Genomic DNA, 21,236 nt, shown 5'->3' with positions numbered 1-21,236 from the left:
ACCACCGGCCGCAAGCACGGTTCGTTCGCCGCCCGGACATGGCTGACAGCCATGCACGAACGGTCTATTGCAACTTGTTGCCGGTCGCAGGATAACGAACACGCGGCCGTGTACCGATACGCGTACACATTGCACACGTCTGCGCATCGCACCCAGCCTTGCGCGCGATGATGCCTGCAGCCGCCGCCGGACCGTCGCTTGATCGCGACTCCGAAGGCACCTCCTGTCAGAGCGAGGACGGCGATGAACGACAGCAACAGCATCATTATCGAAGCCTGGAACACGATTCTGTTCGACAAGTTCGTCCGATTCAGGCATTTGCTCGTGGACGGCCTTTTCGCAGCACAGCGATGCCGCGCTGCAGAGGCATCCCTATCCGCAAGGTGCTCACGTACTGGACGTCGGTTGCGGCTTCGGCGACAGCACCCTACGCATTGCGCAGCGCGTGGGCCCCGCAGGGAGCGCGACCGGCGTGGACTGCGCCGAGAACTTCATCCGCGCGGCGCAACAGGACGCACAGGACAACGACGTCCAGAACGCGAACTTCCAGATCCGCGACGTGGAGTGGGATGACCTGGGCGGCCCCTATGACCATGCCTTCGCACGCTTCGGCACGATGTTCTTCGCCATGCCGGGTGCGGCCATGCGCAACATCTGCAGGGCCTTGAAGCCGGGTGGCACCTTCACGCAGATCGTCTGGCGCAAGCGCGAGGACAACCCCTGGCTGCATGAAGCGGAACTGCGCGTGAAGGCGATCGTTCCGGTCGTGTCGCACGAAGACACGGACCAGGTTCACTGCGGTCCCGGCCCCTTCTCGATGGCCGGCGCGGACATGGTCAGCGACATGCTGGGCGGCGCCGGATTCTCGAACATCACGCTGGAGCGTCACGACTGCGACATCTGCATCGGTCGCGATCTGGACGACGCCATCGCCTTCGCCATGGCGCTGGGGCCTGCAGGCGAGATCATTCGCCTCGCCGGCGAACAGGGCACGGCATGCACGGACGAGGTCGTCGCAGCGCTGCGTGAAACCTTCGCTTCTTATGCCCGGGACGACGGCGTGTGGGCCCCTTCAAGCACCTGGTTCATCCGCGCCACGGCCCACTGAAAACATGGTGCGTTCGGAAAGCCCTTTCAGACCTCCGCCGATCAAATCGAACACACAGGCACAAAAAAGCCCGGCACATGGCCGGGCTTTTTCTTCACAGGTTGAACAGGATCAGAGAACCTGAACCTGATCGGCCTGCAGGCCCTTCTGACCCTGCGTGACCACGAAGGAGACCTTCTGGCCTTCCTGCAGGCTCTTGAAGCCCGAGCCCTGGATCGAGCGGAAATGCACGAACAGGTCTTCACCGCCGTTTTCACGGCTGATGAAGCCAAAGCCCTTGGCGTCGTTGAACCACTTGACGGTACCGGTTTCGGTCTGAGACATCGTATGTACTCCTTGGAACGGAAGAAAAAAGCCGCTGCGCGGCAGGAAGCTGGTCGCAAGGAGGAAAAGGGTTCAACGATGTAGTGTGACTTGGATCTACAACATCGGGCCACGATTCACTGTGACCCTTGAAACTCAGCGGCGAAAGATTAAGCGCATGCGGCCCAAATAGCAATCGAAAAAATGGGTCCGTTCATATTCCGGGTGGAATCGACACCTCGCGCCTGGAACGTCGCGACTGCCCCACCCGCGATCTCATCTCCGGCACAGAGACCGTTCAGTAGTCGCATACATCCAGCACGATCACCTGATGCGCGCGATAGGCGTCGCGATCCGCCGGCCACTCGCATACCGCCAACGCCTGTGTCCCGGCAGCCCACGGCGCATTGTCGAGCAGCGCCTCGCTGTGCGACGTCGACGCATCATCGTGCGCATGGAACAACCGCAGGACATGCTGGCCGGGGGACAATGCTTCACGCTCCACTGCGGCCTGGATGGCCGGTGCGACGCCATCGGGGATATCCGCCGAGGCGAGCGCACCACGCACCATCCACCGTCCCAGAAAGACATCCCATTCGCGCAACCCCAACTCCCAGCGAGCCAGACCCAGCGTGCGTTCGTCGGTGACATACCAGCAGGCAGCTAGCAGCACCGGAAGCACGCCGGACTCGAACCGCGCCAGCGCATCGTTAAGACCGGCCTCGCCATCGCCCTCCCCGGCAAGGCTCTCTTCGATGCGCCCTTCTTCCGACAGCGCCACATCGATATCCAGCCGCCCTTCATCGTGCCAGGTCGCACGAATCGCAGGCCAGCCATCCGGGCTCAGCAGCCAGCCCTCCTCGTCCGGCTCCAGCTCGATGTCGTGCCGGGCGAAGAGTTCGAGCAGATGGCGTTGCAATGCATCGTCGTGCATGGGGATTCCGTGATCGTGCGGGCAGAGACGGCGGTCAGGGTGCACTGTTCCGGCACGGAAAAACAGGGGCGGCGTCTCTTTCGATCACCGCCTGGGCGAGCAGACCGTCCGACGATGCACACGAAAACGCTCTCGATGCGTGCATGCCGACGGCTTGGGGGAGCCATCGGCCATTGCCTTCCTGGACTACGCTGTATGCGCCTCGGCAAGGCTGTCACCCGGTCTCCGACCGCACTCGCGGGAACAAGGACATTTCTCCGAAATCATTGACAATCCGCTCTTTTATCGCGACAACTGCCCGGAAACGAAAAATCGACAGCCTTAGCACTCACCAAGGAAAGCGCCATGGACCGGAGCAACGACGGCAAGAAGAAGCCTTCCACCAGAGGCTTCGTGACCACATCCCAGGGCCGGCGCGTGAAAGTCGACGAGTTGGATATGGCGGTGCTGAACATCGGGCACGGCAATCATCCGATGACACCGACACACCTGACCCGAAAAAATTCATCTTTCATGCGGCCGGTCTACAACGTCGACTACAAGGACGAACTGGCCACGAATCCACGCAGGAACAGTTCCGCGAAGATCTCGTACGAAGTCTATGGCGATGCCAATGCTCCGGACACGATTCGACGCTCCACAGGGCTTTCTCAATTCGACGAAATCCACGCGATCAACCCCTACGCCTACGACCCGCTCACGACTGCGGGTTCGCTGCTGGCACCACAGGGTTCACTCCACGTAACCGGCACGAAGAGCAATCCTTTCGCCAAACCGATCACCAGTGACACCACCTCACAGGCCAACATCGGCACACGCGAGCTGCCCAACAAAATCCCCGTGCAACGCCTCGCGCCCAGCAGCGCGGACCTCACGCACGTGAGTTCGACCGATCCAGGAACCATGCATCCAGTGCATCAACAGTTTCCGCATGAATTGTCGGGGGGACAGCAACTGAAGACGACGACATCGCAAACGCACACCTACCGCAAGAACACGACGAACTTCCACGACGTCACGCCATCCCAGGACAGCACGACGCGCAGGAATACCGCGCTCAATACAAGCATCTCAGCGCCCAGTGTGCAGACGAAAAAATCCAGTACACCGAAAAAGCGAGTTTCGTTCGCGCCGCTGCCGAAAAAATAAGCAAGGGCATGGGCACGGCAACAACGTGACTCTCGGCAAATAGGAAAGAATAGGCATCCGCGTCCTGCACGAACAGGGACTCGGAAGCCATTCGTGCTCAGTGATGTTCCTTCATCGTCCATCTCGAAGCGCGCGCACCAGGTAGCCGGCCGTCTTGCCGTGCGTGGAGGCGGCCACCTGCGCAGGCGTCCCCTGCACCACGATCGAGCCGCCTTCGTCGCCGGCCCCCGGCCCCATGTCGATGACCCAGTCGCAGTCTGCGATCACGCGCAGGTCGTGCTCGACCAGGAGAACCGTGTGCCCCGCGTCGACCAGACCCTGCAACTGCTGCATCAGGCGATCGACATCGGCCGGATGAAGTCCGGTCGTGGGTTCATCCAGCACGTACAGCGTGTGACCGCGCGGTTTGCGCTGCAGCTCGGTGGCCAGTTTGATGCGCTGGGCCTCGCCGCCGGAGAGTTCGGTCGCCGGCTGCCCCAGCCGCAGGTAGCCCAGTCCCACCTGGCGCAGCGTCGACAAGGCGCGCGCCAGCGCCGGCACTTCATCGCCGAAGAATTCGGCGGCGGCATCCACCGTGAGATCCAGCACCTGGGCGATGTTCTTGTCGCGCCAGGTCACGGCCAGCGTGTCCTCGTTGTAACGCGCACCGTGGCAGGTCGGGCACGGCGCAAACACCGAAGGCAGGAACAGCAGCCCCACGGATACGAAGCCCTCTCCTTCGCAAGTGGAACAGCGCCCCTTGGCGACATTGAAAGAAAAGCGGCCGACGTTGTACTTGCGCCGACGTGCCTCGGGCGTGGCGGCAAACAGTTTGCGCACGTGATCGAACAAGCCGGTATACGTGGCCAGATTGGAGCGCGGCGTGCGGCCGATGGGACGCTGATCTACGACAACCTGACGCGTGACGATGTCCATGCCCGCGACCATCCGGCCTCCCGCGGGTGGCGGCATGTCGCCGGCGGCAAGTTCGTCGCTCTCGTCCGTCGCTTCCGCCTGCACGCCAAGATGTGCACCGACCAGCTCCACCAGCGCCTGACTGACCAGACTGGATTTGCCGGCTCCGGACACCCCGGTGACGACCGTCATCACACCCAGCGGAATACCTACGTCCAGATCCTGCACGTTGTTGCGCGTGATCGCTTCCAGCCGCAACCAGGCGACGGGTTCGCGTGGCGTGCGAAGGGACGCCTCGCCGGCATCGAAGAGGTACCGGCGCGTGTGCGATGCATCGCAATCCTTCAGGCCCTCCGGCGGTCCGCTGTACAGCACCTTACCGCCCTGCTCGCCTGCGTCGGGGCCGATATCGACCAGCCAGTCGGCCGCACGAATCACGTCCAGCTCGTGCTCGACCACGAAGACCGAATTGCCACCGCTGCGCAACTTCGCCAGCGCACGCAACAGCGCCTCGGTGTCGGCCGGATGCAGGCCCGCCGAGGGTTCGTCCAGCACATAGACCACCCCAAACAGCTTGGCGCGTAGCTGCGTGGCCAGGCGCAACCGCTGCAACTCGCCGGGCGACAGCGTCGGCGTGCTGCGGTCCAGGGACAGATAGCCGAGACCCAGATCGTCCAGCGTGGCGATGCGTTCGCACAGATCCTGCACGATAATACGCCGGGCCACCAACTGTCTTTCCGGATGCGCCCCGGCATCGCCGTCCGCCGCGTTCTCGGCGGCACGCAGACGCTCGGCAAGCTGACGCATGGGCAACTGGGAAGCGGTCGAGATATCCATATCGGCAAACGTCACCGCCAGCGCTTCGCGCCGCAGACGACCACCGCCGCAGGTCGGACACGGACGGGACACCAGGTAGCGGGCCACGCGCTTCTTGATGCTCTCGCTGGTCGCGGTCGCGAACGTGTGCATCACGTATTCGCGTGCGCTGACATAAGTGCCCTTGTAATTGCCGGCCTCGCCACGAGCGTAGGCAGCGCGCGCGTCCTCCGGCGCCGTGTCGCGGTACACCGGAACCACGGGCTGTTCCTTGGTGAACAGGATCCAGTCACGGTCGGCCTGCGGCAGATCGCGCCACGGCGTATCCACGTCGTAACCCAGCGTGACCAGGATGTCGCGATAGTTCTTGCCCTGCCAGGCCGGCGGCCAGGCGGCAATGGCGCGATCACGGATGGTTCGCGACGGATCGGGCACCATCGACGCCTCGGTTGCATCGAAGACCTTGCCCAGACCATGGCAATCCGGGCAGGCGCCGGCTGGTGTGTTTGGCGAAAAGGCATTCGATTCCAGCAACGCCTGACCGGCGGGGTAATGGCCTGCGCGTGAGTAGAGCATGCGCAGCGCATTGGACAACGTGGTCAGACTGCCCACCGACGACCGAGCGCTGCTGCCCCCGCGTCGCTGCTGCAGCGCCACCGCCGGCGGCAGCCCATCCACGGCATCGACATCCGGCACGCCGGCCTGCTCGATCAGCCGCCGCGCATACGGCGCGACCGATTCGAAGTAGCGCCGTTGCGCTTCCGCATACACGGTACCGAAGGCCAGCGACGACTTGCCGGAACCGGACACCCCGGTGAAGACCACCAGGGCATCGCGCGGCAGGTCCACGTCGACCTGCCGGAGATTGTGCTCGCGAGCGCCGCGCACTCGTACGCAGCCGTTGTCGTCATCAAGCGCCTCGGATGGCGTCGAGGGGGCTACGGGCATGATCTGTCCCTGCTGGAAATCGGAGGGAACGGTATCAGGTTCACGTGAAGGTGTTCGAGCACACTGGGGGCGGACATTGCCGCTACGACCTTCCTTGCGGCATGCTCGGCGAGAAGACGCCTCGCCGCCCGCATCCGGACTTGAGACCATCCATCTGGCCACCTGAGAAACCATGATCGACTCCTCCCGAACCCGCACGCGTCTGATCAATGCCTTCAGGCAAGAAAACTGGCCTATGGTGCAGCATCGTGCAGCGAGCCTGCTGCAAACCACTCCGGAAGACCCGGAACTGCATTTCATGGCCGGCGTGGCCTTCCTGCAAATGCAGCATGTGCCCAACGCCGTGGACGCACTGGGCAAGGCCGTGGAACTCGACGCGCAACGCGCGGATTATTTCGCGTATTACGCCCGCTCACTCGCCTTGGCCCGACGGCTTCCCGAGGCATGCGCGGCGGCCGACGAGGCCCTTTCGCGCGATCTCCAGGACGCGCGCCTCCTGAACATGCTCGGACACGTGTACATGCAGGCCCATGCCATTGCCTCCGCCGTGATGGCTTTCGAGCGCGCACTGGCACGGCAGGAGTCGTTCGCTCCCTTCCACTTCGACCTTGGCTACGCGCTTGCCGCCCAGGGCGAGGTGAAGCGTGCCGAACAGGAACTGGAAGCCTGCATCCGACTCGATCCGCGCCATTGGGCCGCGCATCTGAGTCTGTCCAAATTGCAGCGACAGACGCCTGAAAGTCAGCACCTGGAAAGATTGCAGTCGCTCATCCGGCAACATGACAGAGATCTCGGTGCACAGATCTTCCTCAACATGGCGCTGGGAAAAGAGCATGAGGATCTGGCCGACTACCCGCAGGCCTTTGCGCATTTTGCGCGAGGCAAGGCCGCCGCGCGAAGCTCACGCCCGGCTTCGGCCGAGCGCGACAAAAGCATGTTCGACGCGCTCGTGCGCGCCTTTCCCGATCGCATGGAAAGCTCCAGAGAAGACGGGACCGCCCACGCACCGATCTTCATCGTCGGCATGCCGCGTACCGGCACGACCCTCCTCGACCGCATCCTATCCAGCCACCCGCAGGTGTATTCCGCCGGCGAACTGCAAAACTTTTCGACGGTGCTGCAACGCGCATCCGGCAGCCCTGTCGCGCTGCTGTCCACCCCGGACATCGCCGCTACCACCCGGCACATCGATTGGAAACAACTGGGCGAGGATTACATCGAAAGCACCCGCCCCGGCACGGACGCCGCGCCGCGCTTCACCGACAACATGCCGCACAATTTCCTCTATGCCGGCTTCATCGCGCGCGCCCTGCCGCTGGCTCGCATCCTGTGCCTGCGACGCGACCCACTGGACACCTGCCTCGGCAATTTCCGCCAGCTCTTCCGGCTGGAGTCGGGCTTCTACGATTACTCGCTCGATCTGCTCGATACCGGCCGCTACTACATCCAGTTCGATCGCCTGATGCGGCACTGGAACGAAGTGCTGCCGGGACGCTTGCTGGAAGTGTCCTATGAATCGCTGGTGGAAGATCCGGAAACCGAGATACGCCGGACCCTGGCATTCTGCGACTTGCCCTGGGATGAAGCCTGCCTGCATTCGGAAAACAACGCCGCCCCGGTGAACACGCCCAATGCCTGGCAAGTGCGCGCCCCGATCTATACCAGCGCAGTCGGCCGCTGGCGACGCTATGCGCCGCAACTGGGGGAACTACGTGCGTTGCTCGAGGATGCCGGCATCACGCTGGCGGACTGATGACTCGAACGCATCACTACACGAACGTAATGCCACAATTTTCTAGCCCAGCTAGACTGATTCGTTGGTTTTTCGCAATCCATGGAGCTTTCGAATAGGTTCCCCGAACCATCAGACATATACATTGATTTCTCGCCAACAACCGTAGCGACTCTCGAATTACCCGTCATATTTGTGACTCCTCCTCTTAACCAATAATTCGTACAACCGCGCCAAACACCCGAGAACACTCTTGAAGCAGATCACCGATACTCCCTCCAACTTTGCCTGGCCGGTGATCGCGCTGTTCGGCGTATGCACTCTATTGATGTGGGTCCCGGCACTGAATACCCCTTTCTGGGGAGACGACTATGTCTTCCTCCGCGCCGCACACGCCGCATCCATCCACTGGTGGTCGGATTTTTGGCCCTCGACACCGCTGAAGTTCTGGCGCCCTCTCTCACAGGCGATGTATTGGCGTGTTGTCGATGGGTGGCTTGATGACAGCGCACCAGCCGCCCATGCCGTGAACCTTGGCCTGCATGTGATGGCGAGTACCGCTGTAGCCTTGCTCGCGCTCGCCACGGCTCGTGCCTGCAAGTGGAAAAATCCAAAGCCGACCGCGGCGCTGACCGGTGTTGTCTACGGCGGACTGGCGATGCATATTCTCCCGCTACATTGGGCGGCAGCAGCCAACAACTCACTCCTAATTTTGTTCACTGCGCTAAATCTGAGCGCCTGGGTTCTCAGTGCAGAAACCAAAGGCTATCGACGCCTCCTACTTCTAGTCAGTGTCCCACTCTCCCTGGCACTGGCGTTGCTCAGCAAGGAATCCGCTATTCTGACGGTCTTCCTGATGATCTTCTTCCGGTTATTTACCGGGCAACGATTGATGCGCAAGGGAGAACTTGCCACCCTTTCTGGCTGCATCGTCATCTGCGTGATCTGGCTGATACTGGATACACGCTTTACTACTCATCAAGATGCCGCGTACACACTGAAGCTAGGCAGCAATTTAATTCGAAATACGTTGGCGTTTATGGCGTGGGTCGCAAATGTACCGCGCGAAGCACTACGTATGATCATCACAGGAGACAGAGTGCTGGCCATCAGCTGGATCGCTGCCACCGCGCTTCCTATGCTGCTCGCGCTGGCCATCCCTTTATGGCGCATTCGCGCGCGATTGCATGCACGCCAGTGGCTGGCCTTGCTGTTGTTCTCCGGAGTCGCCTACGGCCCCTACTTCCTGCTGTCATGGAACAGCTACGCCTACTATGCAGCGATCGCTGTAATCATGCCCCTAATCGTCTGGGCGCACGCTAGCATCGAACACCCGCGCTTGCCCATCATCCTCGCACTGATCGCGGCCTCTTCATGGGTTGCCGTGGCGGGCACTCGCCATCTTGACCACCCAGGCCTGATTGGACGCGCCCGATGGGCAGAAACTATGCTGCAGGATCTCCAAGTCCGGCATATGAAGACACCTCTCTGGGTCGAAACCCATGACGAGCACCGCTTCTATGCCGTAGGCAGAGCCGGCCTAGCTTGGCGCCTGCATCTTCCGATCAATCGCATACACCGCGTCGCACGATGCCCATCGCAAGCATCCCAGTGCCTGCGCATCGACGCAAACGGAAGCTGGCGATTGGAGACAACCTCGAAACACCCGTGACACATGAAAGGGCCTATACATCCATGGTGACTGGATTAATGGCCACGGTGCACGCGCCGGTGCACGCAGACAGGATAGATGGAGCACGAGCGAAGCGCACGAAGAGCCGTGCATCGGGAACCGTCATGCCGCCAAACTTGGCGCGCCAAGTTTAGAAGCTGGCGTCGCTGAAACCGTGACACCGGCACAGCTCCTTGACCAGCACGCCGACCTCGGCCTGCTTCAGGAAGTCGAGAATCTGCTCCTCGGTGAACCGCTTTTTCATGTCCGTTCTCCTTGCTGGGAACGGACTCTACTAGGCTGGCGTTGGCCCTGAAATCGGGGAGCAGGTCAAACCTTTCGAGGGCGCCATTGAATGCGACGAAACCACGTTCGGTGGCGCCCGCAAAGGCAAACGCGGCTGGGGCGCTGCCGGCAAGGTGATCGTGTTCGGACTGGTCAAACGCAACGGTCAGGTCAAAGCCATGCCGATCCCCGTGCATGATCGCGTATCGATCATGCGGGAGATCGAAGCGCATACGCACGAAGGTGCGTTGTACTACACCGACCAGTGGCAGGCCTATGCCACACTGAAGTTGCGTGGCGAGCATGTGATGATCCGTAAAGAGAAGGACCGCCCAGTCGGGCGCGCCCATATCAACGGCATCGAGGGTTTCTGGAGTTATGCCAAGAACTGGCTGTATCCGTACTGACTGGGGCGTGCCCCGGCAATACTTCCATCTGTATCCGGCCGAAGTTTGCTACCGCTACAACCATCGCGGCGAGGACCTGAAACCCTTGCTGCACAAGCTTCTCAGGCAGACTTCGATACAGGAAATCGGGCCCACATTGGTCCGGAAAGGCTAGGAAACCTTATTTAGAAGGCATATGCAGACAATGACTGTGCACTTTGTACGGCGTTAGTCCCTACCGAAATACTAGAACATCATAGTGATGCTTGCGTCCGCCCGATTCCCGGGCGGACGCAAGAAGGAACGACTACATCATCACTTCAGTGACCGTGATGATGACCGCCATGGCCATGATGGCCATTGTGCGTACTGAGCAGCACGGCCAGTCGAGCCACATCCGGCGTGCCGACACCGGTAGCCTGGTCATAGCCGGGCACGCCCTCCCAGTACCAGTTGTCACCGTCGGTGATGTCGTGGAACGGCGAGTCCGGGCCGTAACCGTAACGACGCAGCATCTGATAAAGCTGCGGCGCCAGCAGACCGATCCGACCGCCATTGCGCTGATTGACCAGCGCCGCCACACCGTTCAACTGAGGCGCCACAAAGCTGGTGCCGCCATATCCCTGAAGCAGACCACCGTCAGCACTGGAATAGACTAGGTACCCCGTGAACGGATCGGCGTTCATGGAAATATCCGGCACGTTGCGACCCGCATACCCGGCACGCAGGTCGAGATAATCGACCGTCGGATTCACGTCCAACTCGGTCATGCTCTGTCCCGGCTCGCTACGACGTACACCGACGATGCCGTACTGGTACCACGGTCGATGCCAGTACACGCTGACGCCGCCGCCGCCACCTTCCGAGAAGACCCCGGCCTCGATCGGCGAGAGGCCATAGCAGGTCTGATAGAAATCGGCCAGATAGCCCCACGACCAGGCGCGCTCGCCCTGGACGTCGATGGGGTACGTGCCCGATCCGCAGCGACCGGTCAGCGAAACCGGCTCGGTCGTACCGCCCGCCGCCGTCATGTAGGGCGAACTGGCCGGCCAGTCGACCGTCAGCGGCGTCGTGAAATACGGCGCCGGCAGCGAACGATTGGTGTCATAGGCACCCGAATCACCACTGGCGGTGAACAGCGTGATGCCCTGCACCGCAGCCTCCATGAACGCCTGATTCAACGCCTTCATGGTGTTGGTGTAATCGACGCCGCCGTTGAGCTCGGGATAGTAGAAAATCTCCGGCAGGCCCCAGCTGTAGGACAGGGTATCGACACGGTTGTCGGACACGATCTGATAGAACATGTCGATGCCGCCCTGACTGCCGTTCGGCGCATCGTAGACGATCATGTCGGCATACGGCGCCAGGCCGCCGGCCTGCTCCACGTCCAGCGAAGTTTCACCGGAACCCGCATCTGCGCCGAAATCGCCGCCGCCATCGACATGGATCTTGGTGATGCGGTCGGCCTTGCCCGGCAGACCGATCAGGTTCCAGTAGGCGTATGCATCGTCCTTCAGAAAATCCGCGTAGGTGGCGATACCCAGCGTGACGCCGGAACCGGTAGTGCCTTCGGCGTACATCGGGTTGATGTTGTACAGATTGGCCACGTCCGCAACGGTGTACTGCCCGGGAACGCCGGTGGCGATGGTGTTGCTGCCCGGGACAAGCTGCAGCGCATCGGCATGCGAAATATGCGCCTTCGAGGCGTGCATCGGTCTGAACTGATATTCATTGCTCAGGCCGACGACGGCGATGACGTCGTTGTCGAGCAGCAAACGCGGCATGTGCGGCTGATGCCGCGGACGATGGAAATGATGCCGGCGATGCGGATGATGACGGACGTCATCCTCCTTGTAATTGTCCATCTGCGTCTGCAGGACCAGTTCGAACGCACTGGACGGACCGCTGACCGTCATGGCCAGGTGATCCTTGAAAACCTTGTCGACCTTGAGGCCGTAGCTCTCCAGATATCGCTGAGTCACTCGCAGCTGACCCGGAGACGGCGCGTAATGCGTCACGAATTCGCGCAACGAGAGAAAATCGCGATAGTGCGGACTTCCCGGCGTGACGGTTTCCTGGATATAGCGCTTCAGCTGCTCCTCATGGCGAACGCCGAAGACGATAGTGGTGGTGATGGTCTCGTCCGTAGGACCGAGTTGTTGCGTGTCGGCATGCGCCGGCTGCGAGACAAGAAGCCCCGCCATGCCTGCCGCCGAAGCAAACAGCAAGGAAAATAACGTACCCCGAATCATGGTGCCCCTCCGCTGGTGAATATGAAATTCCTCGACGTTGTGCATGGCCGTGCAGCACACTTTTCCCCTATGCTCCGGCCCGGCACGCATTGCGCGTGCATCACAACGCTCACCAGATATAGGGTCGCGCGTGCTTCCGTGTCAAGAAATAACCAGGAATACGTTATCCATAAAAATGGATAACGCGATTCGGTTTTCCGGAAAGAAACTTCGTTTCGAGATCATGCATACATGACGAAATGAATGTCCGAACCAGCGCTGCCGAACGCGTGGTTTTAGTCGGCAGCTCATCGGTGGCACGTCGAAAAGCTCGCCGCGGCGCTTCCCGCGCGCTCACGATGAGCCAAGTCACTACGTCACGATGCCGCCAAGCATGGCGACGAGCGACGCGTGCTGCCGCACGAAGTAAGCCAGCCTGACCGATACGCACGCGCGCTTGGCTGAACCACGACGTGCACACGCCGCCTTCGCTATGCTTGCCGGAACGCCTTTTCAACGGGGAAGTTCAGGCATGGGCACGATGACGAACCGCTACGCTGCGGAGCACATCCGGACATGAGCGCGGAAACAACCTGCGCCGCCGAAGCATCCGGCCTGTTGCGGCGACAGGATGTGAAAACGCTGGCGCTCTCCGCGCTGGGCGGCGCGCTCGAATTCTACGACTTCGTCATCTTCGTGTTCCTGGCCGGCGCCATCGGTCAACTGTTCTTCCCACCGGAAACCGCCGAATGGCTGCGCACGCTGCAGACCTTCGGTCTGTTCGCCGCCGGCTATCTGGCGAGGCCGCTCGGAGGCATCGTGATGGCGCACTTCGGCGACCGCCACGGCCGCAAGCGGATGTTCATGCTCAGCGTGCTCCTCATGGCGCTGCCGACACTGGTGATCGGACTGCTGCCGACCTATGCATCCATCGGCTATGCCGCCCCCTTGCTGCTGCTGGCGATGCGGGTGCTGCAGGGGGCTGCTGTGGGCGGTGAAGTGCCGGGCGCCTGGGTGTTCGTCTCCGAGCATGTTCCACCCCAGCGCGTCGGCCTGGCCTGCGGTGTGCTGACCGGCGGACTGACGGCGGGCATTCTGCTCGGATCGCTGATCGCCGATGTCGTGCACGGCGCCTTTGGCGACGATGCCGTGCTGCACTGGGCGTGGCGCATCCCGTTTCTGGTTGGCGGCGTATTCGGCGTTCTTGCCGTGATACTGCGGCGCTATCTGGCCGAGACCCCCGTGTTCCGCGCCATGCGCGAACGTCAGACGCTGGAGCGCCGCCTGCCGTTGAGCGTGGTCCTGCGTCATCACCGCCGCGCCATCGTGATGTCGATGCTGATGACCTGGATGCTGACGGCAGCCATCGTGGTGGTCATCCTGATGCTTCCCGCCCTGATGCCCAAATTGTTCGGCATTACTCCCGCCACCGCTCTACGCGCGAACACCGCGGCGACCCTGGCCTTGACCCTCGGCTGCGTGCTGACCGGCCTGGCCGTCGACCGTTTCGGCCTTCGCGTCACACTGGGCACGGGCGCAGCCGGTCTGGCCGCGACGACCTACCTGCTGTTCGCCGCCCTGGCCGCAGGCACCTCGCATCTCACCGCGCTCTATGCATTGACGGGGCTGTTCGTGGGCATGGTCGCCACCGTACCCGTCGCCCTGGTGCGCAGTTTCCCGCCAGCCGTGCGCTTCTCGGGCATCTCCTTCGCCTACAACGTCGCGTACGCTCTTTTCGGCGGACTCACACCCCTGGCCGTCTCATTCTGGCTGCGCAACGAAGCGATGGCTCCGGCGCATTATGTGGCGATTCTCTGCCTGCTCGGAGTCGCGATCGCTCTCAGCGGCGCATTGCCCACATCAGGGACTGCATCACTCTGCACGGACGCCGATACGGGAAACAGACCCGTCTCCTGAAGCGCCAGGCGCATCCGAACACCGCGAACGACCGGATCAATCCAGTGGCCAGGGCACCTTGCCGGACAGCGTGTCCGCTTCCGAGGCTTCCGCCGCGCTATCCGGAGGAGTGGAGATTGCTTCTGCGCCCGGTGCGTCGGACCGCTGTGACGTCCGCCACCATGCCTCGGCCGGACGACGCTCCGCCGGCTGCACGGCTTCGCCCAAGCGGGGAAGCAGCAAGTGCGAATGGTTCGGGTCGGCCTGCGCGAGAAGCGTTTCGACCGGCTGGTCCCAATCGTGCGTCGACAAGGCGAAGGTGCCCCAGTGCACCGGCATCAGGACACCGCCACCCAGCATGCGATGGGCAGTCAGCGCATTGTCCGGCCCCAGGTGGATATCGCCCCAGGATGGATGGAACGCGCCCACTTCCAGCATGGTCAGGTCGAACGGACCAAGACGGTCGCGGATGGCCTCGTACTCGGTCGTCAGACCGGTGTCGCCGCTGAAGAAAACCCGGTGCCGTTCGCCTTCGATCACCATCGAGGACCACAGCGTCATATTGCGATCTTTCAGCCCTCGACCCGAGAAATGCTGCGAGGGCGCGGCCGTCACGCTGAGTCCCGTGCCTGGCACGCGATGACGCTGCCACCATGTCAGCTCGGTGATGCGCTCGGGAGCGATGCCCCAGGCTTCCAGGTGTGCGCCGACGCCCAGCGAGGTGATGAACGGCACACTCGATTTCGCCAGCGCGCGGATGGTCGGATAGTCCAGGTGATCGTAGTGATCATGCGAGATGACCACGGCATCAATCTCGGGCATCTGTCGCAGACTCACCGGAACCGGCTGGAAACGGCTGGGACCGAGCAGACGGAAAGGCGAGGCACGCTGCCCCCACACCGGATCGGTGAGCACGCGGTATCCATCGATTTCGATCAGGACCGTGGAATGTCCCAGCCAGGTCACGCGCAGTCGGCTGTCGGCGCGACGGGCCCATGCCTCGCGCGGATCCATCGACGGCAACGGCTGCGGAGGCCGCCGACCTTCGTCCGTGCGCAGGAAATCGCGCAACGTGGGACGTGTGGCGTCGGCATCGCGAAGTCCGGGAAGCACCGGATGCACATTGCGCAAACGTTCACCATCCCACTGCGGAAGATCATGCAAACGCTCCAGGCGCTCGCCCCGTGACTGACTGCCGAACGAACGCATGCCCGCTCCAGAATTCGTAATGTTAGAGAGATATGGGCGCGAAGCCGGACGCATGCAAGACTCGGACAGGCCGCCGGCAACTGCACGGCCTACGAAGGCCGACTCAGCAGGGGCTCGAGGGCCGTTCTGATCGTTGCGGGATCGCTGGCCGTCACCACGACGTGCGGAGTGCGGTGCCACAGCGCGCAATTCCGCAGCGCTTTTGCGATGCCCCGCAGCACGCCATCACTGGCCCGTACGCCAGCTTCCATGTGCAAGGCGCGCACTTCGAACACCCCTTCCCGCCGATGCGCCTTGGCATCGACGCGTGCGACCAGTCGCCCGCGGTGGAGAAGCGGCAGCACGAAATAGCCGTAGCGGCGCTTGTGTGTCGGCGTGTAGCACTCCAGCGCATAGTCGAAATCGAACAGTTCGCGCGCCCGGGTGCGGTCCCAGACCACCGGATCGAAAGGCGACAGCAACGTGCTGTGCGTGGCGCGCAGGCGTCCCGCCGCGACACGTCCGAGCAGCGACGCATGATCGCGATGCACCAGCGCCGGGCCATCCCAGCCGCGGACTTCGACCTGCAATACCTCGTTCTGGTCGATCAATGCCTGCAGCAAGGAGTCCGGCACCCTGCCCTGGCGGTGATAGTCGCCCACCCATGACGGTCGTGCGATGCCGAGCGCACGAATGGCATCGGCGGTCATGCACATGCGCGCGCGGTCCGGCGTCCATGCCTCCGAATCCGGCACGGCCATGTTCGAAAGCACGCGTTCGGTCACATCGTAGACGCGCTGGAACCGCTCACGTCGCGCCACCATGACATCGCCCAGTGCGAACAAGGCTTCCAGTCCCTTCTTCTCGATACTCCATTCCCACCATCCGGGCGTCCGCGGCTGCCGTTTCTCCAATTCTCCCGCGCGCAGCGGCCCCTGCTCGCGCACCTGTTCGAGCAACTTGTGCAAGGTGGAACCATGCTCACGGCGCATACGATGAGCGCTGCGAAATGCCCAATGTCGCTCGCGCAACGAGCGTGCCGCCTCGTGCAGCGGGAAGTCCCCGGATGGCGCAAAACAGGCCTCGTGAGCCCAGCACTCGAAAAGCCGCCCATCGGCCAGCGCTTCGTCGAGCCATTCCTGCGGATAACCGCCCAGACGTGAAAACAGCACCAGATAGGGGCTGCGCGCCACCACGTGGATACTGTCGATCTGCAGCATGCGCATGCGCGTGATCGCGGTGACCACATCTTCGCGTCGGGCGCGGCGTACGGGCGGGTGCAGCAAACCTTGCGCGGCCAGATGCAACGCCCGAGCCTGACTCAGGGACAGAACCTCGCGACGTGCGGAAACCGGCAACGTCATGCTCGCCCTGGGGGACGGAAGCATGGCACGGAGATTTGGCGTGAAGGAGGCATCAGACAGCGTTTCCTGCATTCAGACGTTTGCAATATAGTCGAACACCTTGCGTCCGCACTGAAATGCCAGGCATGCCGGCGCTTCGGAACAGCCCCTCATCGCGAATACCCCCGCCATGCAACGATTCACGCACTCCATGCGCAGACGCTTTTTCCATCGATTCCTACCGCTGCTCCCCGGCCTGCTCGCCCTTCTCGTGTGTGCGGCATGCGCGACCGCGAAGCCTGCGACCACCGCTGCCCCACCGCACCGCGAAAACCCGGATATTCTCTGGCACTTCATTCATGATCGCTGCATGCCCACGGCGACCCAGGGCATCTATCCACCGGCCCCATGCACCGCAGTGGTCGACGCCGAGCATCCATCGCGCGGCTATGCCGTCTTCAAGGATCGCGCAGGACGCTATCAGTACCTCGTGCTGCCGCTGGCGCGCATCACCGGCATCGAGAGTCCGAAACTCCTCCACCCCGACGCGCCCAACTACCTGGCCGATGCCTGGCTCGCGCGCATGTACACCGAGGCGGCGCTAGGCCGTCCTGTTCCGCGCGAGGATATCGCGCTGGTCGTCAATTCCGCCCACGGCCGGTCACAGAACCAATTGCACATCCATGTCGACTGCGTGAAGCCATCCGTGCGGGAAGCCTTGCAGCACGCGCTGCCGCATCTGACCCGCACATGGAACATGCTGCCGATGCGTCTTCCCGACGCCCATGGCAGGCGCTACATCGCACGTTGGGTGGAAGGCAAACGCCTCACCATCAACCCCTTCGCGGCGCTGGCCGGACATCTCGGCGACAAGGATCAGATGCAGTGGCACAGCCTGGTCGTGGCCGGTGCGCGACGTGTCGACGGAACCCCCGGTTTCATCCTGCTCAGCACACGCGCCGAAGCGGACGCCACCCCGGAAAACCACAAGAACAACGGCAACAGCGATAATCTGCATGATCGGAGCTGCGCCATCGCGCGACCCGACCCGAAAAAATGACGATTGCCGACGAGGCGCAACAATCGGTCTACCCGCATCGCTGCTCGCGCGCATGCAAACCCGGCGGGCGAATCTCTTCGTCCGCCGGGCCTTCTGCACAAAATCGATGCAGTACGTGCATACGCGGTCACTGAGGCGAGTTCACACCGCGTACTTTCATGTCGCGCTCTTCAGCGCACGGTGGCGCAACCACCTGCGTCACACGATCCAGGCGATATGCCGCCCATCGGAGCCAGGTCGGAAGTCAGCGAAGTCGATCGCACGCGCATCGCCACATAGCTGAGTCGGCTGCCGTCCACCGGGCTCTCCTTCACGACTCGCATCATGTTCCCTCCGGGAAGCACGTGCACGGTGGTGATGCCGACTACCTGCCCCTCGTGCCGGGTCTGCATACGCACACGATGCGGCGCCAGTTTCTCCACCGAGACGCTGCTGACCAGATGCGAGCCGGTGTACGGCGCTTCGCTGCCGTCCATGCGCGCGACGAAAGCGTGGCCGCGCGGATCGTTCATCTCCATGCGACGGCCGTTGACGTTGTAGGTGAAGGCGCGCCCGCTGTTCGAGACGCTGGTGTATACGGCCTTGTGCCAGTTCCCCGAGACCGGGTGCGCATCACCGGAGGCCATGCCGTCGCGATGATGACGGAACTTGCTGATCACGGGGCTCTTCCCCGAAAAATCCTGATAGGTCACTTCAGCGAGCGCATTGTCTCCGTTCATCTCGCGAAGGGTATTGGCGACCATGATGCCGTTCTTGCGCTCGGTGATTTGCACCTTGTGGGCATCGATCACCAGAACCGCCATCTCATCCCGTCGGGGATCGGACGGAACGGCATGGAAGGCGCCGTCTGCCGGAAGGCTGAAGGACGGCGTGCAGCTTTGGCATTCGTAGATGCCGTCCTTGATCACGAATGCATGCGGATGAGAGGCCCGGATCGTATTCGCATCCACTTTCCAGATGCCATGAAGCGGGCTTTCTCCAGCGACTACCGCCAAGGGGACCAGCAGGAACACGGCGGCCAGAACCAAGACTTTGGTTTTCATGATGCATGTCTCCGCGTAGAGGATCATGCGATCACCCTGGATGGGGAAGATATACCGTACCGCTACCCCTCCCCCCGGTCTACGGGACTAAAGGCACATCCCCGATGTTTGCTCCACCCTGCCGAAAACCGCGCAACGGCTGCGCCCCACGTGCATGACGCTCCGGAGCGCCCCGCGTGCAGCGGGTGGGAATGTTGCCTATAGTCGGGACATCTTCAAGGGGAGGATTTTGCATGCGGACCGTCAAGGCTCTACGCGTATTTGTCGCCGCGTCATGGATTGCACTGTTCGCGGCCCCCTGGGTGCCGGCCCATGCATCCACGAGCAGCACGAAGAAAAAGGACGACGCCAAGGCCCGGCGCATCGCCAAGCGCGAGGCGGCGGAAAAAACCCTGGAACGCATGGCCATCATCGACCGCAAGGTGATGATCCCGATGCGGGACGGCAAACGGATGTCCGCTGACATTTATCGCCCCAAACACGCCAAGGGCAAAGTGCCCGTCATTTTCTGGCGCACGCCGTACAACACCAACTACTGGGACGTCACCCAGAAGGCTCCCGGCCCCTACCTGGAACAAGCCGTCACAGCGGTCCGCCACGGGTACGCCTTCGCGCTGGTCAGCGAGCGCGGCCAGTTCTTCTCGGAAGGCACCTACGACATCCTTGGCGCACCGACCACGGACGGCTCCGACGAGATCAAATGGCTGGCGTCGCGGCCCTGGTCCAACGGCAAGATCGGCACGATGGGCTGTTCGTCCTCGGCCGAATGGCAACTGGGCGTGGTCGCGCGTAACGACCCTGCCTACACCACCTTCAACGTGCAGGGCTTCGGCGCGGGCGTCGGACGAGTCGGTCCGTACTACGAACAGGGCAACTGGTTCCGCGGCGGCGCCTACCGCATGCTGTTCACGGAGTGGCTCTACTACGAGCAGAATCCGCTGCGGCCGATGTTCCCGCACAACATGTCGCAGGCGGACCGGATCCGGGCGGCGAAAATGTACGACCTGCAGCCTCACTACCTCGACGTCGACTGGGAGAAGGCGTTCTGGCACCTCCCGGTTCGCGACATCATCAAGCACTACGGCGGTCCACCAGGCATCTACGCCGATCACATGCCGGTCGCGACCGGCGGCGACATGATCGACCGCACACCGAACGACCCGGCCTGGTACAAGGGCGGCCTGTGGAACGACAGCATGCCGATCAAGAAACCCGGCCTGTGGTTCATGAGCTGGTACGACGTCTCGGTCTCGCCGAATCTGGCCGCGTACAACTTCGTGCGACGCACCGCGCCCAAACCCGTCGCCAACGAGCAGTACGCCGTCATCGCCCCTTCCCTGCACTGCGCCTATTCGCTGTCGAAGAAGCACACCAAGATCGGACAGCTCGATGTCGGCGATGCGCGCTTCGACTACGACAAACTCATCTACGCCTGGTTCGACCATTTCCTGAAAGGCGAGCACAACGGCATCCTGAAGAAGCAGCCGAAGGTGATGTACTACCTGCTCGGCAAGAACGTGTGGATGCATGCCGAGACCTGGCCGCCGGCGGGCACGACGCAACGGACCTTCTACCTGCGCAGCGGTGACAAAGCGAGCGACGGCACGCTGTCCGCGAGCACGGTGATCAAAGACCTCCCCGATCGCTTCACCTACGACCCGGCGGACCCTGTCGGCACGCATGGCGGATGCTGCATCGGCAAGTTCAAGCAGTGGGGTGCGGTGGACCAGACGCCGTATGAGAACCGCAAGGATGTCCTGGTCTATCAGACCGCGCCGTTCAAGAAGACCATGGTCGCGACCGGACCGATCGACGTCACGCTCTACGTGTCTTCGGACGCCCGGGACACCGATTTCACCTACAAGGTCATGGACGTCTACCCGGACGGCAAGGCCTACAATCTCACCAGCAACATCCAGCGCATGCGCTACCGGAACGGATACAACAAGCCACCGGTCTGGATGAAACCCGGCGAGGTGTACAAGGTGCGCTTTCAGCCAAGCGACATCGCCGATGCCTTCCTGCCCGGCCATCGCCTGCGCGTGGAGATCAGCAGCAGCGACTTTCCCCGCTTCGACCGCAACCTGAACACCGGCGGCAACAACGAGACGGGCACGCACTGGGTCGTCGCCCACAACGCCGTGCATCACGACGCGCGTTACCCGTCGTCCATCACGTTCACGGTTCTTCCGAAGACCGCGGTCGACTCGAAGCACTGAATGGAGACGTCCGCCCCGCGCGATGGATT

The 21,236-nt window shown here is 62.4% G+C and carries 15 protein-coding genes and 1 pseudogene; 8 read left to right on the top strand and 8 right to left on the bottom strand.

Annotated features, from left to right (window positions below; all coding sequences use genetic code 11):
• The first annotated feature begins 316 nt into the window (after positions 1–316).
• The gene (locus BTJ49_RS07555; RefSeq protein WP_206098388.1) at positions 317–1,108 is read left to right on the top strand and encodes a class I SAM-dependent methyltransferase; all 792 of its coding nucleotides are present in this window, start codon (positions 317–319) and stop codon (positions 1,106–1,108) included.
• Between the two features lie 111 nt (positions 1,109–1,219).
• Here BTJ49_RS07555 and BTJ49_RS07550 read toward each other — a convergent pair whose 3' ends face one another.
• Positions 1,220–1,432: a cold-shock protein gene (locus BTJ49_RS07550; RefSeq protein WP_113064776.1), complete on the bottom strand. Its 213-nt coding sequence runs from the start codon at positions 1,430–1,432 to the stop codon at positions 1,220–1,222.
• A 277-nt stretch (positions 1,433–1,709) separates the two neighbouring features.
• Positions 1,710–2,345: a DUF6348 family protein gene (locus tag BTJ49_RS07545; protein WP_113064775.1), complete on the bottom strand. Its 636-nt coding sequence runs from the start codon at positions 2,343–2,345 to the stop codon at positions 1,710–1,712.
• Positions 2,346–2,690: 345 nt separating this feature from the next.
• Here BTJ49_RS07545 and BTJ49_RS07540 point away from each other — a divergent pair, with 345 nt between their 5' ends.
• Positions 2,691–3,494 carry a hypothetical protein gene (locus BTJ49_RS07540; RefSeq protein ID WP_113064774.1) on the top strand — a complete coding sequence of 268 codons (804 nt, stop codon included), beginning with the start codon at positions 2,691–2,693 and terminating at the stop codon, positions 3,492–3,494.
• 111 nt (positions 3,495–3,605) lie between these two features.
• Here BTJ49_RS07540 and BTJ49_RS07535 read toward each other — a convergent pair whose 3' ends face one another.
• Positions 3,606–6,152: an excinuclease ABC subunit UvrA gene (locus BTJ49_RS07535; RefSeq protein WP_113064773.1), complete on the bottom strand. Its 2,547-nt coding sequence runs from the start codon at positions 6,150–6,152 to the stop codon at positions 3,606–3,608.
• 364 nt (positions 6,153–6,516) lie between these two features.
• On the opposite strand from BTJ49_RS07535, the gene BTJ49_RS07530 reads away from it, so the two are divergent.
• Both BTJ49_RS07530 and BTJ49_RS07525 read left to right on the top strand, forming a co-directional pair.
• Positions 6,517–7,905, top strand: coding sequence for a sulfotransferase (locus tag BTJ49_RS07530; RefSeq protein WP_240601770.1), 1,389 nt, complete (start codon positions 6,517–6,519; stop codon positions 7,903–7,905).
• 232 nt (positions 7,906–8,137) lie between these two features.
• On the top strand, positions 8,138–9,556 hold the full coding sequence (locus BTJ49_RS07525; protein ID WP_113064772.1) for a hypothetical protein: 1,419 nt from the start codon (positions 8,138–8,140) through the stop codon (positions 9,554–9,556).
• Positions 9,557–9,710: 154 nt separating this feature from the next.
• Here BTJ49_RS07525 and BTJ49_RS07520 read toward each other — a convergent pair.
• Positions 9,711–9,821 (bottom strand): annotated as a pseudogene (locus tag BTJ49_RS07520) (transposase); the annotation flags it as partial.
• A gap of 52 nt (positions 9,822–9,873) precedes the next feature.
• On the opposite strand from BTJ49_RS07520, the gene BTJ49_RS07515 reads away from it, so the two are divergent.
• The gene (locus BTJ49_RS07515) at positions 9,874–10,248 is read left to right on the top strand and encodes an IS1595 family transposase (RefSeq protein ID WP_206098387.1); all 375 of its coding nucleotides are present in this window, start codon (positions 9,874–9,876) and stop codon (positions 10,246–10,248) included.
• A 299-nt stretch (positions 10,249–10,547) separates the two neighbouring features.
• On the opposite strand, the gene BTJ49_RS07510 is transcribed toward BTJ49_RS07515, so the two are convergent.
• Positions 10,548–12,431 carry a S53 family serine peptidase gene (locus tag BTJ49_RS07510; RefSeq protein ID WP_168184692.1) on the bottom strand — a complete coding sequence of 628 codons (1,884 nt, stop codon included), beginning with the start codon at positions 12,429–12,431 and terminating at the stop codon, positions 10,548–10,550.
• Positions 12,432–13,034: 603 nt separating this feature from the next.
• Here BTJ49_RS07510 and BTJ49_RS07505 point away from each other — a divergent pair.
• On the top strand, positions 13,035–14,375 hold the full coding sequence (locus BTJ49_RS07505) for an MFS transporter (protein ID WP_113064770.1): 1,341 nt from the start codon (positions 13,035–13,037) through the stop codon (positions 14,373–14,375).
• Between the two features lie 36 nt (positions 14,376–14,411).
• Here BTJ49_RS07505 and BTJ49_RS07500 read toward each other — a convergent pair whose 3' ends face one another.
• On the bottom strand, positions 14,412–15,563 hold the full coding sequence (locus BTJ49_RS07500) for an MBL fold metallo-hydrolase (protein ID WP_113064769.1): 1,152 nt from the start codon (positions 15,561–15,563) through the stop codon (positions 14,412–14,414).
• A gap of 89 nt (positions 15,564–15,652) precedes the next feature.
• Positions 15,653–16,906 (bottom strand): crosslink repair DNA glycosylase YcaQ family protein, encoded by a 1,254-nt coding sequence (locus BTJ49_RS07495; RefSeq protein WP_113064768.1) that lies wholly within the window; start codon positions 16,904–16,906, stop codon positions 15,653–15,655.
• A 169-nt stretch (positions 16,907–17,075) separates the two neighbouring features.
• On the opposite strand from BTJ49_RS07495, the gene BTJ49_RS07490 reads away from it, so the two are divergent.
• The gene (locus BTJ49_RS07490) at positions 17,076–17,945 is read left to right on the top strand and encodes a CDP-diacylglycerol diphosphatase (RefSeq protein WP_113064767.1); all 870 of its coding nucleotides are present in this window, start codon (positions 17,076–17,078) and stop codon (positions 17,943–17,945) included.
• A 170-nt stretch (positions 17,946–18,115) separates the two neighbouring features.
• Here the strand turns inward: BTJ49_RS07490 and BTJ49_RS07485 are convergent, their stop codons facing one another.
• Complete coding sequence (locus tag BTJ49_RS07485) at positions 18,116–19,015, bottom strand: hypothetical protein (RefSeq protein ID WP_113064766.1); 900 nt, start codon at positions 19,013–19,015, stop codon at positions 18,116–18,118.
• Between the two features lie 206 nt (positions 19,016–19,221).
• Here BTJ49_RS07485 and BTJ49_RS07480 point away from each other — a divergent pair, with 206 nt between their 5' ends.
• Positions 19,222–21,207, top strand: a complete 1,986-nt coding sequence (locus BTJ49_RS07480; protein WP_113064765.1) for a CocE/NonD family hydrolase — start codon at positions 19,222–19,224, stop codon at positions 21,205–21,207.
• Positions 21,208–21,236 lie beyond the last annotated feature (29 nt).

Source organism: Oleiagrimonas sp. MCCC 1A03011, from assembly GCF_003267965.1.
GTDB lineage: Bacteria > Pseudomonadota > Gammaproteobacteria > Xanthomonadales > Rhodanobacteraceae > Oleiagrimonas > Oleiagrimonas citrea.
This window is presented reverse-complemented; position numbering and strand designations above follow the sequence as displayed.

Bases quoted from the DNA above. Each gene is read 5' to 3' on its own strand.
- BTJ49_RS07550 (WP_113064776.1), bottom strand. From the start codon at position 1,432: ATGTCTCAGACCGAAACCGGTACCGTCAAGTGGTTCAACGACGCCAAG.
- BTJ49_RS07545 (WP_113064775.1), bottom strand. From the start codon at position 2,345: ATGCACGACGATGCATTGCAACGCCATCTGCTCGAACTCTTCGCCCGG.
- BTJ49_RS07540 (WP_113064774.1), top strand. From the start codon at position 2,691: ATGGACCGGAGCAACGACGGCAAGAAGAAGCCTTCCACCAGAGGCTTC.
- BTJ49_RS07535 (WP_113064773.1), bottom strand. From the start codon at position 6,152: ATGCCCGTAGCCCCCTCGACGCCATCCGAGGCGCTTGATGACGACAAC.
- BTJ49_RS07510 (WP_168184692.1), bottom strand. From the start codon at position 12,431: ATGGCGGGGCTTCTTGTCTCGCAGCCGGCGCATGCCGACACGCAACAA.
- BTJ49_RS07505 (WP_113064770.1), top strand. From the start codon at position 13,035: ATGAGCGCGGAAACAACCTGCGCCGCCGAAGCATCCGGCCTGTTGCGG.
- BTJ49_RS07500 (WP_113064769.1), bottom strand. From the start codon at position 15,563: ATGCGTTCGTTCGGCAGTCAGTCACGGGGCGAGCGCCTGGAGCGTTTG.
- BTJ49_RS07495 (WP_113064768.1), bottom strand. From the start codon at position 16,906: ATGACGTTGCCGGTTTCCGCACGTCGCGAGGTTCTGTCCCTGAGTCAG.
- BTJ49_RS07490 (WP_113064767.1), top strand. From the start codon at position 17,076: ATGCAACGATTCACGCACTCCATGCGCAGACGCTTTTTCCATCGATTC.
- BTJ49_RS07485 (WP_113064766.1), bottom strand. From the start codon at position 19,015: ATGATCCTCTACGCGGAGACATGCATCATGAAAACCAAAGTCTTGGTT.
- BTJ49_RS07480 (WP_113064765.1), top strand. From the start codon at position 19,222: ATGCGGACCGTCAAGGCTCTACGCGTATTTGTCGCCGCGTCATGGATT.